Genomic DNA, 15,904 nt, shown 5'->3' on the forward strand with positions numbered 1-15,904 from the left:
TCTCCGCCCGGCCGGCGAGCCGGCCGCCGGTGATCCACTGTGGATCTGGCCGGGGCAGCCGAGCGGCCCGATTCTGCGCTCGCGGCACCAAAAAGTCTCCGCTTGATAAACCGGGTGAAAAGGGGGAGCGCCAAAAACCGCCGCCGCTGAGCGCGAACTGGCGCTTCCGGTGACCGTTCCACTCTCGACGGTCAGTGGAAACCACCGTGTGTACCGGGTAGATCACCCGCGCGGTGGCACCGGTGAAAAACAGGCCCCCAGCGCGCCATTGCGCTGGGGGCCTGCAGAACGTGGGGCCTGGAGAACCGGGGCTCAGACCACCGCGAGCGGCAGAGCCGTCGGATGCACCGGAGCCGGCAGGTCCGAATCACCCATGAGGAACGCGTCCACGGCGTTGGCCACGGACCGGCCCTCGGCGATGGCCCACACCACCAGCGACGCGCCACGGTGGGCGTCACCGCAGACGAACACGCCCGGCGTCTCGGTCTGCCAGTCGGCGCCGCACGACAACGTGCCGCGCCGGGTCAGGGAAAGACCGAGGCCGTCGAGCAGCGCCATCCGCTCCACGCCTTCGAAGCCGATCGCCAGCAGCACCAGATCGGCGGGCAGCACCTCGACCTCGTCGCTGGTCGGCACGACCTCGCGCCGGCCCGTCTCCGGGTCCTTCATCACGCGGACCTGTTGCAGCTCAAGGGCCTTGACGTTGCCGGCGCCGTCGTCGACGAACCGCTTCACGGCCACGGCGAACTTCCGCTCGCCGGCCTCCTCGTGCGCCGGGTAGGTGCGCAGGATGTAGGGCCACGTGGGCCACGGCGAGCGGTCGTCGTCGCGGCTCGTCGGCGGCACCGGGTACTGGTCCAGCTGCGTCACCGACAGCGCGCCCTGGCGGGTGGCGGTGCCGTAAGAGTCGGCGCCGGTGTCGCCGCCGCCGATCACGACCACGTGTTTGCCGGCCGCGTCGATCGCCGGCGGGCCGTCGCCTTCCACGAACCGGTTGGCCGGCACGAGGTGCTCCATCGCGAGGTGGACACCGCGCAGCTCCCGGCCCGGGGTGGTCTGGTCGTCGCGGCCACGCAGCGCGCCCACGGCGAGCACCACCGCGTCGTACTGCTCGCGCAGGTCCTCCACCGTGAGGTCCACACCGACCTCGCAGCCGGTGACGAACCGCGTGCCTTCCTTGCGCAGCTGAGCGAGGCGCCGGTCGAGGACCTTCTTCTCCATCTTGAACTCGGGGATGCCGTAGCGCAGCAGGCCGCCGAGACGGTCGTCGCGCTCGAACACCGTGACCTCGTGGCCCGCGCGCGTGAGCTGCTGCGCGGCGGCAAGCCCGGCCGGGCCGGAGCCGACCACGGCCACGCGCCGGCCCGAGGACACCTCGGACACCTGCGCCTGCACGTACCCGGCTTCCCACGACTGGTCGGCGATCGTCGCCTCCACCCGCTTGATGGCCACCGGTCCGCCCGACAGCGGCGAGATCGACAGCACGCAGCCCGCCTCGCACGGCGCCGGGCACAGCTTCCCGGTGAACTCGGGGAAGTTGTTGGTGGCGTGCAGCCGGTCGCTCGCCGCGGCCCAGTCGCCGCGGCGGACGAGGTCGTTCCACTCCGGGATCAGGTTCCCGAGCGGGCAGCCCGAGCCACCGGAGTGGCAGAACGGGACACCGCAGTCCATGCAGCGGGAGGCCTGCGCGCGCACGGTTTCGTTGCGCTGGGCCGGCTCCACGTCAGCGTAGACCTCGCCCCACGAGGCGAGACGGTCCTCTTTGGCCTTCTTCTTCGGCTCTTCGCGCCGGTATTTCATGAAACCCGTCGGGTCAGCCACGAGCGGCCTCCATGATCGCTTCGTCGACGTCGCGGCCGGCGGCACGAGCCGCCGTCGCCGTGTCGAGGACCCGCTGGTAGTCGCGCGGCATCACCTTGGTGAAAGCCGCCGAGCGCCGCGTCCAGTCGCCGAGGAGCGACGCGGCCACCGCCGAGCGGGTGAGGTCGTGGTGCTGCTGCACGATCTGCTTGAGCCACGCCAGGTCCTCGGAACCCGGCACGGACAGATCCACCATGTCACCGTTGACCTTGGCGCGATCGAGGTCGAGCACATACGCGGTTCCGCCGGACATGCCGGCCGCGAGGTTGCGGCCCGTCGGGCCGAGCACCACGGCCCGGCCGCCGGTCATGTACTCGAAGGCGTGGTCGCCGACGCCCTCGGCGACGACCGTGGCGCCGGAGTTGCGCACGCAGAAACGTTCGCCCACCTGGCCGCGCAGGAACATCTCGCCGGCCGTGGCGCCGTACGCGAGCGTGTTGCCCGCGATCGTCTGGCGCTCGGCGGCGAAGATCGCTTCCGGGTCGGGGCGCACGATGATGCGGCCGCCCGAGAGACCCTTGCCGACGTAGTCGTTGGCGTCGCCGACCATGTCGAGTGTGATGCCACGAGGCAGGAACGCGCCCAGCGACTGCCCGGCCGAACCGGTCAGCAGCACGTGGATCGTGTCCTCGGGCAGGCCCTCACCGCCGTAGCGGCGGGTGATCTCCGAGCCCAGCAGCGTGCCGACGGTGCGGTTCACGTTGCGCACCGGCAGCTCGAGCCGCACCGGGTGCGCGTCCTCCAGCGCGGCCTCGGCCAGCTGGATGAGCGTGCGGTCCAGGGCGTGCTCGAGGCCGTGGTCCTGGGCCCGCACGCGCCGCTTCGCCCCGCCGTACGGGGTCTCGGTGGGCATCTCGAAGATCGGCTTCAGGTCGAGCCCCGCCGACTTCCAGTGTTCCTCGGCCTCGGCCGTGTCGAGTACCTCGGCGTGCCCGATGGCCTCGTCGAGGGTGCGGAACCCCAGCTGCGCCAGCGTTTCCCTCACCTCCTCGGCCACGAACTCGAAGAAGCGCACGACGTGGTCGACCTGGCCGGTGTAACGCTTGCGCAGCTCGGGGCTCTGCGTCGCGACGCCGACCGGGCAGGTGTCGAGGTGGCACACGCGCATCATCACGCAGCCCGCGACGACGAGGGGGGCCGTCGCGAAGCCGTACTCCTCGGCGCCGAGCAGCGCCGCGATCACCACGTCGCGCCCGGTCTTCATGGCGCCGTCGACCTGCACGGTGATGCGGTCGCGCAAACCGTTGAGCAGCAACGTCTGCTGGGTCTCGGCGAGGCCGATTTCCCACGGGGTGCCGACGTGCTTGAGCGAGTTCATCGGGGCAGCACCGGTGCCGCCGTCGTGCCCGGAGATGAGCACCACGTCGGCGTGGGCCTTCGACACGCCCGCCGCGACCGTGCCGACGCCGAGCGAGGAGACCAGCTTCACGTGGACGCGGGCCTGCTCGTTGGCGTTCTTCAGGTCGTGGATGAGCTGCGCCAGGTCTTCGATGGAGTAGATGTCGTGGTGCGGCGGCGGCGAGATCAGCCCGACGCCCGGCGTCGAGTGCCGGGTGCGGGCGATCCACGGGTACACCTTGTTGGGTGGCAGCTGGCCGCCTTCACCGGGCTTCGCGCCCTGCGCCATCTTGATCTGGATGTCGGACGCGTTGACCAGGTACTCGCTCGTGACGCCGAACCGGCCACTCGCGACCTGCTTGATCGCGCTGCGCCGCTCGGGGTCGTAGAGGCGCTCCGGGTCCTCGCCGCCCTCGCCGGTGTTGGAGCGGCCACCGATGCGGTTCATCGCGATGGCGAGCGTCTCGTGCGCCTCGGCCGAGATGGAGCCGTAGGACATGGCGCCGGTGTTGAAGCGCTTGAAGATCGCCTCCACGGGCTCGACCTCGTCGAGCGGCACCGGCTCGCGCTCGCCGTCACGGAACTTGAACAGCCCGCGCAGCGCGCCGCCCTCGCGGTAGAGGCGGTGCACCTCTTCGGTGTATTTGCGGTAGACCTCTTCGCGGCCGGTCTTCGACGCGTGCTGCAGCAGAAACACCGTCTCCGGTGTGAACAGGTGCAGCTCGCCCTCGCGGCGGTAGGCATACTCGCCGCCGGTGTCGAGTCCACGGTGGACGCGGTCGGTCGGGTTGTCCGGGTAGGCGCGGCGGTGGCGCACCGCGACCTCTTCGGCGAGCACCTCGAGCCCCACGCCGCCGAGCTTCGACGACGTGCCGGTGAAGTACTCGTCGAGCAGGTCCTGGCTCAGGCCGAGCGACTCGAACACCTGCGCCGCCGTGTACGCGCCGACGGTGGAGATGCCCATCTTTGACATGATCTTCAGGACGCCCTTCACGAGCGCCTGCACGTAATTGCGGATCGCCTTGCCCGGCTCGATCCCCGTGACCGCGCCCTGCGCGATCATGTCCTCGATCGTCTCGAACGCGAGGTACGGGTTCACCGCGGCGGCGCCGTAGCCCAGCAGCACCGCGATGTGGTGCACCTCGCGGGCGTCACCGGTCTCCACGACGAGCGCGACGCGCAGGCGTTCCTTGGTGCGCACCAGGTGGTGGTGCACCGCGGAAACCAGCAGCAGCGACGGGATCGGCGCCATCCGGTGGTCGGAGTCGCGGTCGGACAGCACGAGCGTGCGCGCCCCGGCGGCGATCGCCTCGGACGCTTCGCGGCGCACGCGCTCCACCGCGGCGGCCAGCGCCTCGGCGCCACCGTCCACTTCGTACAGTCCGGATAGGACACTGCACGCGAAGCCCGGCAGGTCGCCGTCGTCGTTGACGTGGATGAGCTTGGCGAGCTCGTCGTTGTCGATCACGGGGTAGGGCAGGTTCAGGTGCCGGCACGACGCGGGGCCGGGCGCGAGCAGGTTGCGCTCCGGACCCATGATGCGCGACATCGACGTGACGAGTTCTTCGCGGATCGCATCGAGCGGCGGGTTGGTGACCTGCGCGAAGTTCTGCTTGAAATAGTCGTACAGCAGTCGCGAACGCTGCGACAGCACGGCGACCGGGGTGTCGGTGCCCATCGACCCGATGGGCTCGGCGCCCTTGGCGGCCATCGGCGCGAGCAGGATCTTGAGCTCTTCCTCGGTGTAGCCGAAGGCGAGCTGGCGGCGCAGCACGGAATCGTGGCTCTGCACCACGTGGTCGCGGTCGGGCAGGTCGGCCAGCTTCAGCAGCCCGGCGTGCAGCCAGCCCTCGTACGGCAGCTCCTCCGCGAGCGCGGACTTCACCTCGTCGTCGGAGACGATGCGGCCGGCTTCGGTGTCCACGAGGAACATCCGGCCCGGCTTCAGGCGGCCCTTCGCTACGACGTCGCCGGGAGCCACGTCGAGCACACCGGCCTCGCTGGCGAGCACCACGCGGCCGTCGGCGGTCTGCCACCAGCGCGCGGGGCGCAGGCCGTTGCGGTCCAGCACCGCGCCGACGAGCGTGCCGTCGGTGAAGGTGACGCACGCCGGACCGTCCCACGGCTCCATCAGGCTCGCGTGGAACTGGTAGAACGCGCGCCGCGCCGGGTCCATGGTGGCGTGGTTCTCCCACGCCTCCGGAATCATCATCAGCACCGCGTGCGGCAGTGGCCGGCCACCGAGGTGCAGCAGCTCCAGCACCTCGTCGAACGACGCGGAGTCCGACGCGTCCGGCGAACAGATCGGGTACAGCCGCGTGAGGTCGCCCGGAATCAGGTCGGACTCGAGCAGCGCCTCGCGGGCGCGCATGCGGTTGCGGTTGCCGCGCACGGTGTTGATCTCGCCGTTGTGCGCCACGAACCGGAACGGGTGCGCGAGCGGCCACGACGGGAAGGTGTTGGTGGAGAAGCGCGAGTGCACCAGGGCGATCGCGCTCTCGAGCCGCGGGTCGGTGAGATCGGTGAAAAACCCGGGCAGCTGCGCGGTGGTGAGCATGCCCTTGTAGACGATCGTGCGCGCCGACAGCGACGGAAAGTACGTGCCGCAGCCCGAGGCCACGCTCTCGTGCTCCACGCGCTTGCGCAGGCAGAAGGCGAGCCGTTCGAGCTCCAGTCCGGATTCCCCGTCCGGCGACGCGAGGAACAGCATGGCGAAGTGCGGCATCACCGAACGCGCGGTGGGACCGATTCCGGCCCGGTCCACGTCGACGGGGACCTCGCGCCAGCCGAGGACGTCGAGGCCCTCTTCGGCGGCGACGCGTTCGGCCAGCTCCACGGCCTTGCGGCGCTGCTCGGCCTCGCCGGGCAGGAACGCGATGCCGGCCGCGTAGGCGCCCGCGGCGGGCAGGGCGAAGCCGGCTTCGGCGCGCAGCAGCTCGTCGGGCAGCTGCAGCAGGATGCCCGCGCCGTCACCACTCGTGGGTTCGGCGCCCGCGGCGCCACGGTGCTCGAGGTTCGCCAGCGCGGTCAGCCCGTCGGCGACGATGCCGTGGGAGCGGCGCCCTTTGATGTCGGCCACCATGGCCACACCGCAGGAGTCCAGCTCGGTCGCCGGGTCGTAGAGACCCTGCTTGCCGGGAATGGCGGAGAAGATCATGGAAAAGGGACCTCCTTCGTCGTCTACGTGCGAGGCCGGCGGACCGGCCGTGGGAAGCGCACGGGACGACGATGGCCCGCTTGTTAGCGCGACTTTAACACCTGGGAAACACCGGAGCAGCACCTCAGAGCGCCCCAGACAGCGGTGAACGGTAACGATCTGGCTGCGCGGAACGACGTAGTTCCTGATGGCACCCAGGTCGTTCGCTTAGCTAACTATCGGATCTGGGCGGTTTCCGTCAAGTGTAACCGGGGTTTTACGCATCCGGCCTGACACAGCCGTTTCCGGCCGTTTTCCTGGGGGTCCGGCGGGCGCGAGCGACCACCCGTGTGACCGATGCCGCTCGCCGGTGGAGCGTGTTAGCGTCCGCCGCATGATCCTTGATCGGTTCCGCGTCACGGACCGGGTCGCGGTGGTCACCGGCGCCGGTCGCGGCATCGGTGCGGCCACCGCCGTAGCGCTCGCCGAAGCGGGCGCCGACGTGGTCATTGCCTCGCGTACGGAGTCCCAGCTGAACGAGGTGGCCGCCCGCGTGGCTGCCGCCGGGCGCCGCGCGCACGTGGTGGCGGCCGACCTGTCGGACCCGGCCGCGGCCGGCGCGCTGGCTTCGGCGGCCCTGGACGCGTTCGGGCGGCTTGACATCGTCGTCAACAACGTCGGCGGCACCTACCCGCGGCCGTTCGTCGAGTCGACGACGGACTTCCTCGAGGAAGCGTTCCGGTTCAACGTCGCGACAGCCCACGCGCTGACGGTCGCCGCGACCCCGGCACTGTTGGAAAGCGGCGGCAGCGGCGGCGCGGTGGTCAACATCTCGTCGATCATGGGCCGCGTGCAGGGCCGAGGATTTCTCGCCTACGGCACGGCGAAGGCCGCGCTGTCGCACTACACGCGGCTGGCCGCCGTGGACCTCGCGCCGAAGGTGCGCGTGAACGCGATCTGCGTCGGTTCGGTGCTCACCTCGGCGCTGGAACTGGTGGCGGGCAACGAAGAGATCCGCGTGAAGATGGAGAACGCGACCCCGTTGCAGCGCATCGGTTCCGCCGAGGATGTGGCTTCGGCGGTGCTGTACCTGGCTTCGCCGGCCGGGGCGTACGTGACGGGCAAGGTGCTCGAAGTGGACGGTGGCCTCCAGGCGCCGAACCTCGAGCTCGGACTGCCGGACCTCTGATCGTCCCTTGTGGACTGGTGACTGATTTACCCGTTTTGTCGGCTTGCCGTTTCCGAACCGGTGGATTTCCCCAAACACCGCACGCTGGGTGATCACTTCCTGCCATAGTGTCCGTCGGCCGGCGATCACGGGGAGGGAATCGGTGTCGGACTTCGACGTACACACCGACGTCATGCGCGAGTACGCGGACGTCGTCGACGGGCTGCACGCCCAGGTCGGCAAGATCAAGGACTACATGCGCACGACCGCGTGCGACAAGTCGGGCTTCACCGGCCTGTTCGCGTTGCTGCAGCCCGTGGTCGACCTGGTGGGCAACCTCTACGGCAGCACCCTCGACTTCGGCGACAACCGCCTCACCTCGCTGAGCCAGGGCGTCCGCTCCGCCGCCGACTCCTACGACCACCACGACGGCCAGGTCGCGGCGACCCTCAAGGAGTTCGGCATCGCGATCGACGAGGTCGGCGCGCCCGGCGCGAAGTGACCACCCACCACTGACTCCGACCACCACTGAGGGGGAACGACATGGCCAGGCACAGCCACCCGGGCGGGTCCGGCGGAACGACGCACCACACGCCGACGCACCCTGCCCCGCCGCAGCAAGGGCACCCGAACACACCTCCGCAGCACCCGAACACACCTCCGCAGCACCCGAACACGCCGCCCCAGCACCCGAACACGCCGCCGAACCGGCCGGGTTCGCCGCCGCAGCAGGGCAACCCGGGCACCCCGGCCGGAGGACACAGTGGCTCACCTCAACCACACGGTGGAGAGGACGGTCCTCGCGCAGCTCCCGGGGGCAACGGGCCGTGGCCTCCTAACGGTCCGGGTGGGCACGGGTCCGGCGGTCAGCCTCCGGAGCCGCCCGACGACCACGATGATGACGACGAGGAAAAGCCCAAGAAGAAGAAAGAAGACGACGAGGACGACGACTCAGACGAGGATGATTCGGATGACGGTGGCGATTCCCCGTCGTCGTCCGGAGGGGATCCCGGCGCCGCGCCGACAACGTCTCCGAGCGGGTTCGACGAGGGCAGCTCGATCAGCGAACAGCTGCAGCCGCCCGAGGACACGTCCGGCGAGGACATCCAGGACCTCGTCAAGGAAGCCGGCGTGGAGGTCATGGCGGTCGAGTGGATCTTCCAGCAGCTGACCGGCGAGACGCTCACGCAGAAGTTCATCGAGCCGATCACGGGTGACTTCTCGAAGATCTCCGCCGACGCCGAGGCGTGGCGCAACATCGCCGAGGCGATGAAGGCGTTCTCGACCGTGATGGTGGGCAACGAGAAGATCCTCGGGGACAGCTGGAGCGGCCCGGCGGCGCTGGCACACAAGGCCTACGTGGACCTCGGGTGGCGGGCGGGGCTGGCCGCGGAGGCCGGGATCGCGGAGCTGATCGCCAAGGGCTTCGAGCTGCTGTCGGACACGTCGCAGAAGCTGGCGGCCAAGGCGCTCGACCTGTTGAAGAGCCTCATCGACCGGCTGCTGGTGATGGCGGCCGAGGCGTGCGTGCCCATCGCGGGCTGGATCGCCGACGCGATCACGGGGCTGTCGGAGATCCTGCCGCTGATCAACGCGCTGATCTCGATCATCGACATGATCAAGGACATCGTGCAGAAGGTCGGCGACCTGTGGAACTCGGTGAAGGACATCGGGTCGCAGCTGGCGAAGATCAAAGACGTCGGCAGCATCTCCGACGTGGTCGACATCGGCAAGGGCATCGCGGGCGACGTCGGCGACATCAAGGACAACGCCAAGGACATCGCCGGCGACGTGGGCGACATCAAGGACTCCGTGAAGGACGGCGTGAAAGAGACGCGCGAGAACCACCAGGACAACAAGGACTACTGGGACAGCCGCAAGAGCCGGACCCCGGCGCACTCCGGCAGCGGCCGGATCAGTGGCCGCATCGACGACTGAGAGGACCCGCCGCCATGTCACGGCCCACCCCCGCGCAGGACGTGTGGAAGACGCCGGAGATCCGCGAGGCGGAGTCGGCGCTCGACAGCACCGTGAGCAAGTCGCGGCAGCTGCTGAAGGACCTTGAGAAGATCCGCCTGAAGCCGCTGCCGCAGACCGACTCCCCCGAACGCATCGAGGCGCTCAAGAACGCCGCTTCGAAGCCCGACGCCCCGGCCGCGCTGCGCCTGGTCAAGCGCAAGGTCGACGCCGGCGAGCTGACGTGGAAGGACGTCGCCTCCGGGAAGGCCTTCGCCGACCCCGAAGTGCGCGCCCTGGCCGACGCCAAGCTCGGCGACGCGAAGGACATGTACGAGGAGATGCAAGAGGGCCTCTCGCCCGAGGAGGTCCTCGAAGCCCGCACGGGCTCGCGCGACTTCCTCGCCGACTCGAACCGCTCGACCTACCCGGCCGCCGCGGAGGAGCCGAAGGGCTTCTCGACGGACGACCCACTGGCGAGCAGCGCTTCACCGTCCAGCCCGGCTCCGCCGCCTGGCCGCCACAGCGCTCCCCCGCCGGACGACGACTTCGCCGACCCGCTGGCCGACCGCAAGCCGCCGGCACCGCCCGCGCCTCCTTCGCCTTCGCCCGAACCGGACCAGGGCCGACATGCCGCACCCCGGCACGAGGACCCGCGCCTGCGCTTCACCACCCCGGACGACGACGAGTTCACCAACCCCCTCGCCGACCGCGGCACCCCGAAGCGCCAGGACCCGCCCTCCCCACGCCGCCCCCGCAGCGAAGACCGCCCCTCCGGCGACGACGACTACTTCGGCGGCTCTCCACTCGGCTGAATCCCGCTCGTGGTTGGCGGTGTCGGCGCGAACCGGCATCACCACCCACGAGCTGGACCGGGTACCGGGAACCCGGCTCACCTCGGCCCGGCGACCGCACCGAACCCGCAACCGTCGACACCCGCCCGCCCAAGTGCCCAGCGCGAGCAGCACACCGCGGTCGAGGCAGCTCGTCACCACTCACCCGGACCGATAAACGCACGAGGTCCCCGCCTCGAATTCGAGCCGGGGACCTCGTGCGTGAGTGCGTGAAAAACCGGGTCAGGACTTCTCGGGCTTGTCCGCGTCCGAGCCGGCGGAACCGGCGTCCACGGTGATCTCGTCGCGGGCCTCCGCCTCAGAGCCGCCGTCCTCAGGCGAGTCGGCGTCCGACGAGGCAGGGGCGGAGTCCGAAGCAGGGCCGGAATCCGGCGCGGCCTCCACCGCGTCCCGTTCATCGCCCCGGCTGCGCAAGGTCTCGGGCAGCTCGCGAGGACCACGTTTCCTGGCCACGATCATGAAGATCACCGCCCCGGCGAAGACGAGGATCGAGGTCCACACATTCACGCGCAGGCCGAGGATGTGGTTGGCGGTGTCGGTGCGCATGAGCTCGATCCAGCAGCGGCCGAGGGTGTAGCCGGCCACGTACAGGGCGAACGCGCGGCCGTGGCCGAGCTTGAAGCGGCGGTCGGCCCACACGACGACCAGTGCGACGAGCAGGTTCCAGATCAGCTCGTAGAGGAAGGTCGGGTGCACGGGGCTGTCGGGCAGCGGGATGTGGCCGGTGGCGATGCCGGTGAGCTCGTTGGGCAGCCCGGTCGTCGGGTCGATGCGCTGGTAGATCTCCAGGCCCCACGGCAGGTCGGTGTGCGCGCCGTAGAGCTCCTGGTTGAAGTAGTTGCCGATGCGGCCGATGGCCTGCGCCGCGACGATGCCGGGGGCGATCGCGTCGGCCATCGCCGGCAGCGGGACGCCCTTGCGGCGGCAGGCGATCCACGCGCCGACGCCACCCAGGGCGATGGCGCCCCAGATGCCGAGGCCGCCGTCCCAGATGGCGAAGGCGTTCCACGGGTTCTTGCCGGCCGTGAAGTACAGCTCCGGGTCGGTGATCACGTGGTAGAGGCGGCCGCCGACGAGGCCGAACGGCACCGCGAACACCGCCATGTCGATCACGGTGCCCTTGGTGCCCCCGCGCGCGGCCCACCTGCGCTCGCCCCACCAGATCGCCACGATGATGCCGGCGATGATGCACAGTGCGTAGGCACGGATCGGGATGAACCCCAGGTGCCACACACCGCGGTCGGGGCTCGGGATCGTGGCCAGGAAGGCTGCCGAGGCGGAATACACGCGGTCACCGTAGCGCGTCAATGCTCCGGTGTGGTGAGGGCGCTGCCGAAGGGTTCGTGAAGGACCGGTCACGGTCCGGTCGCGACGGTGACTACTCGTAGCCACCCGGCTGCAGAGCGGCGAGGTACCCAGCCATCAGCGCCCGCGCGATCTGGCCGACGGCGGCGTCCTCGGGCAGGAACACCTCGTCGTGCAGGCTGGGCGCGCCCGCGGTGTCGCCGAGGCCGACGAACAGCATCAGCCCGCGGGTGCCGGTGCCGCAGTAGTGGGCGAAGTCGTCGGCGCCGAAGGAGCGGAAGTCCACGTCGACGTCGGCGCCGCCGTCGAGCAGCCACGTCTGGGCGGCCGTCGCCAGCGCCGGGTCGTTGACCAGTACGGGCTCGCACGGGCTGATCTGCAGGTCGGCGCTGCAGCCGTACGCCCGGGCGGTGGAGTGCACGATCTCGTGCAGCACGTCCAGCGCGTGCTCGCGGTCGCTCGCGCGCATGAGCCGCAGCGAGCCGAGCGCGGTCGCGGTGTTGGGGACCACGTTGGCGGCCGTGCCCGCGTGGATGCGCCCGACCGTGCAGACGGCGCCGTGCACGGGGTCGATCCGGCGGCTCGCAAGCTGCTGCAGGCTCACCACGAGCTGGCTCAACGCCAGCACCGGGTCGCGCACAAGGTGCGGGTAACCCGCGTGGCCGCCCTGGCCGTGGAGCACGATCTCGAACTCGTCGGTCGACGCGTTCACCGGACCGGGCGCGGCCGAGACGACGTTGTGCGCGAGCCGCGGCTGCACGTGGGCGCCGATGACCGTGTCCACGCCGAGCTCTTCCAGCGCCCCCGACTCGACGATGTCCAGCGCACCCGAAGGCGCCGTCTCCTCGCGCGGCTGCAGCACCGCGACCAGCCGTCGCGGCACTTCCACGCGTTGCGCCGCCCGGCAGACGGCGACCAGCGCGGCCAGGTGCACGTCGTGGCCGCACGCGTGCATCAGCCCGGAGTCCGATGCCCACGCCGCACCCGTGCGCTCGACGATCGGCAATGCGTCCAGCTCCGCCCGCAGTGCCACCGCGGGGCCGGCGCGCTCGCCGGGCACCTCGACCAGGCGTCCCGTCTTGGCAACGCGCAGACCTTCGCCGGCGCCGAGCGCGGCGGCCACCACGCGCGCGGTGTCCTCCTCGTCACCGGACGCCCGCGGGTCGGCGTGCAGCCGGTGGCGCAGCTCGACGGCACCCGGCAGCTCGTCGACGAGGGCGGCACGCCAGCGCGCGGCCAGGTCGGTCATCGGGGCTCCAGGCGGTAGATCCGGGTCGCGTTCTCGTGCCCGGCCAGGCGCACGAGGCGTTGGGCGTCCACTTCGGACAGTGCGTCGGCTTCGAGCGCCGACTGCAGGAAGCCGGAAAGCCCTTGGCGGAACAGGGTTGTGCCGAGGTGGTAGAGCTCCGCGAGGCCGAACGCGTCGGTGGAGAACAGCAGCTTGCCGAACGGCACGAGCTCCAGCGTCTCGGCCAAGATCGCCGGCGCGCGGAAGCCGGCGTTGTGCGTGATCAGGCCCGTGTCCACGAAGACGTGCTCGAAGACCTGTGCGAGGTAGGCGGCGTTGCGGTGGAACGGGTAGTTGTGCAGCAGCAGGATCGGCACGCCCGTCTCGCGCGTCGCCCGCAGGAACCCGGTGAGCAGCAACGGATCGCAGCGGTGCAGGTCCACGTCGGAATCGCCGTAGCCCACGTGGAACTGCACGGGCAGCCCGAGGTCGATCCCGGCCCACACAAGGTGGCGGTGCAGCACCTCGTCGGCCAGGCGCAGCCCCAGCCCGGCGCCGACGCGCCCGAGCCACCGCCCGGCCGCGTCGACCACCTCGACGGCGTCGGGCCGCTCCCCCGACAGCTCCAGCCCCACCCGGTACGCCGCGATCGACTTCACCGCGATCGCGTGCTTCGTCCGCTTTTCCAGCTCCACCCCGAAGTCGGCGGCGAACCGGCTCGCGGTTGTGCCGGCGCGCACCACGTCCTCGGCGACCTGCTCGAGCCGCACCACGTCGTGCGCGCGGGCGCCGGCGAGGCGGGCGAACTCGGCGGTGCCGGTCAGCTCGTCGGGCTGGAAACCGCCGTCGAGCAGGAAGTCGGTGGTCCCGGTGCGGTGGAGGAACCGCCGGTTGACCTCCTCGGCGCCCAGCTCGGCGCGCCGCGCGAGGTAGTCCTCGGCGGGCGCGTGCTTCGGCAGGTCGAGCACCGGCGCGCACCGCTCGCGCACGGCGAGCCCGACGAGGGAGTCGAACAACGACGTCCCCAGCGGCGAGACGGTGTCGGCCTCGGTGAGCATCCGCTCGAAGCGCTCGCGCTGGGGGTTGCCGGTCACCACGCCGTGGCAGTGGTGGTCGACCAGCGGTACGTCGGCGACGAAGTCCAGCATGTCCCCACCATAAGGGCGGACAGCGGAAAGCCCTCAGCGTTCTCGGGTCGCTGAGGGCTTTCCGCGGTTCAGTGCTGGGTGGTCAACGTCCGAGCTGCGCCAGGAACGCCGACCAACCGTCACGCGTGGCCATGAGGTGACCGGCCTCCCGCTGCTTCGTGTCACGGATACCGACGAGGTCGGCTGTCACCGCGACTTCCACACAATTCGAGGTGTTCTGCGACCGACTTGACTTCCGCCAGTCGGTGAAGGGTTGTTTCATCCCGTCGTCTCCAAGTCGCCGAGGACATCGGCGATGAGCTCTTGTGTCGCTTCCGGGCTCATCGCAATGTCCTGAACTCTATCGAGCGCCTGCTGGTACGCCTCGACATCGACGGCTTCGTGGAAGAACAAGGCGGATCGCCGGTTCTCGATCTGCACCACCGATGTGCGGTCGGAGAACTCCAGCAGATCGAACGGGCCTTCCAGTGCGGGGTGCCAGCCGGCCGACTCGGGGATGGCCCGCAATGTCACGTTGCCCCAGCGGCTCGCCTCGTCGAGCGCCTGCAGCTGCTCGGCCATCACGGCCGGCCCGCCGATGTTCCGGCGCAGCGCGGTCTCATCGATCACCGCAAGCAGTTCGGCCGGTCGCGAGCGCCGCATGATCACGTCGCGGCGGCCGATCCGGACTGCGACCCGGGTCTCGACCTCGCCGGAAGGGACTCCCCCGCCGCCGATGATGGCGCGCGCGTAGCCCGAGGTCTGGAGCAGCCCCGGGATCAGCAGCGACGAGACGTTCACGATCCGCGCCGCATCGCGCTCCAGTTCGAGCAGTGCCGCGAGCTGGCGCTTCTGCTCCGGGAGGCCGGAGGCGACCCAATGCCGCCCATCGGTGTTGCGGGAGAGCTCGATCAGTTCCTCGCGCAGCTCATGATCCGCGCCGAGCGCACCGAGCACCGCGGCGACATCGGTCGGGCGCGGGCTGCGCTCGCCCGACTCCCAGCGACCGACCGTGGTGTGCGCGACCCCGAGCCGGGTCGCGAGCGTGCGTGCGCTCAGCCCGGCGTCTTCGCGGGCCCTGCGGAGTTCGGCGCCGATCGCGCGCGCCCGGGGAGTGGTGCCAGCCATGCACCACAGCAAAGCACATCTTTTGGTGCCACCAATTAACTCGATCGGTGCATTGTGCTGATCGGTGCCCGGGTTCATAGTTCTTCGGCTTTCAGCGGCACCAAATGGCACCAGGACGGCACCGGGCGGAGAGACGGGAGAGGACATGACAGTGGAACTCGCGGAGCAGGAGGCGGCGCCGATCCCGCTGTCCGCCCTCGAGCAGCTCGTCACCGTGGCCGAGCGGCTCGACCAGATCCGCCGCGAGGAGGGCCTGACCTTCCGCGAAGCCGGGCGGATGCTGGGCATCCGGGCGGCGAACGTGCTCGTGATGAAGACGCGGGCGGTGACCAGTACGACGGTGCCGTTACTCGATGCGTACGCCCGGTACCTCGGCTGTTCGCTGCGGGTGCTGCTCGTCGAGGACGACCCGGGGCAGCGGCAGCCGCCGTGGCGGCAGCGGATGCCCCACGGCGACAACCCCGCCGACGCGCACGCGATGACCGAGCTGTGACGCCTGCAGCGGCAGCTGCGCCGGCTGCGGCAGCGGGCGGGGTACACGTGCGACGAGGTCGCGGCGGCGTTGGGGATCGACGCGATCGCGTTGTGGCGCAAGGAGAACGCGCCGGTGTTCGTGGATCACGCGGTGACGAACGTGATGATGCTGGCGCGCTTCTTCGGTTACACCGTGCGGCTGTACCTGGTCGGGCCCGAGGTGATGGACGTGGGCTGGTGGATCAGCGACGACGATTCCGTGGTCTACGACGGCAACCCCGAAACCGGCGACGACGAACCGCACCTGCCGGGCGAATGATCTCCCGGCCG

General features: G+C 70.4%; 13 protein-coding genes. 6 read left to right on the forward strand and 7 right to left on the reverse strand.

Translation table 11 applies throughout. The features are described 5' to 3' along the window. Positions 1–312: 312 nt before the first annotated feature. The gene (locus QRX50_RS45455) at positions 313–1,821 is read right to left on the reverse strand and encodes a glutamate synthase subunit beta (protein WP_285969237.1); all 1,509 of its coding nucleotides are present in this window, start codon (positions 1,819–1,821) and stop codon (positions 313–315) included. Further along, positions 1,814–6,355: a glutamate synthase large subunit gene (gene gltB / locus QRX50_RS45460; protein WP_285969238.1), complete on the reverse strand. Its 4,542-nt coding sequence runs from the start codon at positions 6,353–6,355 to the stop codon at positions 1,814–1,816. Before gltB ends, QRX50_RS45455 begins: the two co-directional genes overlap by 8 nt. A 373-nt stretch (positions 6,356–6,728) precedes the next feature. Here gltB and QRX50_RS45465 point away from each other — a divergent pair, with 373 nt between their 5' ends. The 4 genes from QRX50_RS45465 to QRX50_RS45480 all read left to right on the forward strand — a co-directional run bounded on the left by QRX50_RS45465 (position 6,729) and on the right by QRX50_RS45480 (position 10,273). Continuing rightward, positions 6,729–7,523 carry an SDR family oxidoreductase gene (locus QRX50_RS45465; RefSeq protein WP_285969239.1) on the forward strand — a complete coding sequence of 265 codons (795 nt, stop codon included), beginning with the start codon at positions 6,729–6,731 and terminating at the stop codon, positions 7,521–7,523. Between the two features lie 142 nt (positions 7,524–7,665). Beyond that, positions 7,666–8,004 (forward strand): hypothetical protein, encoded by a 339-nt coding sequence (locus tag QRX50_RS45470; protein ID WP_285969240.1) that lies wholly within the window; start codon positions 7,666–7,668, stop codon positions 8,002–8,004. 41 nt (positions 8,005–8,045) lie between these two features. Beyond that, positions 8,046–9,440: a hypothetical protein gene (locus QRX50_RS45475; RefSeq protein ID WP_285969241.1), complete on the forward strand. Its 1,395-nt coding sequence runs from the start codon at positions 8,046–8,048 to the stop codon at positions 9,438–9,440. Between the two features lie 14 nt (positions 9,441–9,454). Then, positions 9,455–10,273 (forward strand): hypothetical protein, encoded by an 819-nt coding sequence (locus tag QRX50_RS45480; protein WP_285969242.1) that lies wholly within the window; start codon positions 9,455–9,457, stop codon positions 10,271–10,273. A gap of 261 nt (positions 10,274–10,534) precedes the next feature. On the opposite strand, the gene lgt is transcribed toward QRX50_RS45480, so the two are convergent. From lgt to QRX50_RS45505, 5 genes are all read right to left on the reverse strand, one after another. Further along, positions 10,535–11,599 (reverse strand): prolipoprotein diacylglyceryl transferase, encoded by a 1,065-nt coding sequence (gene lgt, locus QRX50_RS45485; protein ID WP_285969243.1) that lies wholly within the window; start codon positions 11,597–11,599, stop codon positions 10,535–10,537. 91 nt (positions 11,600–11,690) lie between these two features. Continuing rightward, on the reverse strand, positions 11,691–12,866 hold the full coding sequence (locus tag QRX50_RS45490; protein WP_285969244.1) for a M20 metallopeptidase family protein: 1,176 nt from the start codon (positions 12,864–12,866) through the stop codon (positions 11,691–11,693). Next, positions 12,863–13,993: an amidohydrolase family protein gene (locus QRX50_RS45495; RefSeq protein WP_285969245.1), complete on the reverse strand. Its 1,131-nt coding sequence runs from the start codon at positions 13,991–13,993 to the stop codon at positions 12,863–12,865. Before QRX50_RS45495 ends, QRX50_RS45490 begins: the two co-directional genes overlap by 4 nt. A gap of 82 nt (positions 13,994–14,075) precedes the next feature. After that, positions 14,076–14,183, reverse strand: a complete 108-nt coding sequence (locus tag QRX50_RS50175; protein ID WP_353074060.1) for a DUF397 domain-containing protein — start codon at positions 14,181–14,183, stop codon at positions 14,076–14,078. A 68-nt stretch (positions 14,184–14,251) separates the two neighbouring features. Next, a complete protein-coding gene (locus tag QRX50_RS45505) occupies positions 14,252–15,178 on the reverse strand; it encodes a helix-turn-helix domain-containing protein (RefSeq protein WP_285969247.1) in 927 nt (308 codons plus the stop codon). A gap of 67 nt (positions 15,179–15,245) precedes the next feature. On the opposite strand from QRX50_RS45505, the gene QRX50_RS45510 reads away from it, so the two are divergent. After that, the gene (locus tag QRX50_RS45510; protein WP_285969248.1) at positions 15,246–15,593 is read left to right on the forward strand and encodes a helix-turn-helix domain-containing protein; all 348 of its coding nucleotides are present in this window, start codon (positions 15,246–15,248) and stop codon (positions 15,591–15,593) included. Between the two features lie 69 nt (positions 15,594–15,662). After that, complete coding sequence (locus tag QRX50_RS45515; RefSeq protein ID WP_285969249.1) at positions 15,663–15,893, forward strand: hypothetical protein; 231 nt, start codon at positions 15,663–15,665, stop codon at positions 15,891–15,893. The last annotated feature ends 11 nt before the right edge of the window (positions 15,894–15,904 follow it).

Source organism: Amycolatopsis sp. 2-15, from assembly GCF_030285625.1.
GTDB lineage: Bacteria > Actinomycetota > Actinomycetes > Mycobacteriales > Pseudonocardiaceae > Amycolatopsis > Amycolatopsis carbonis.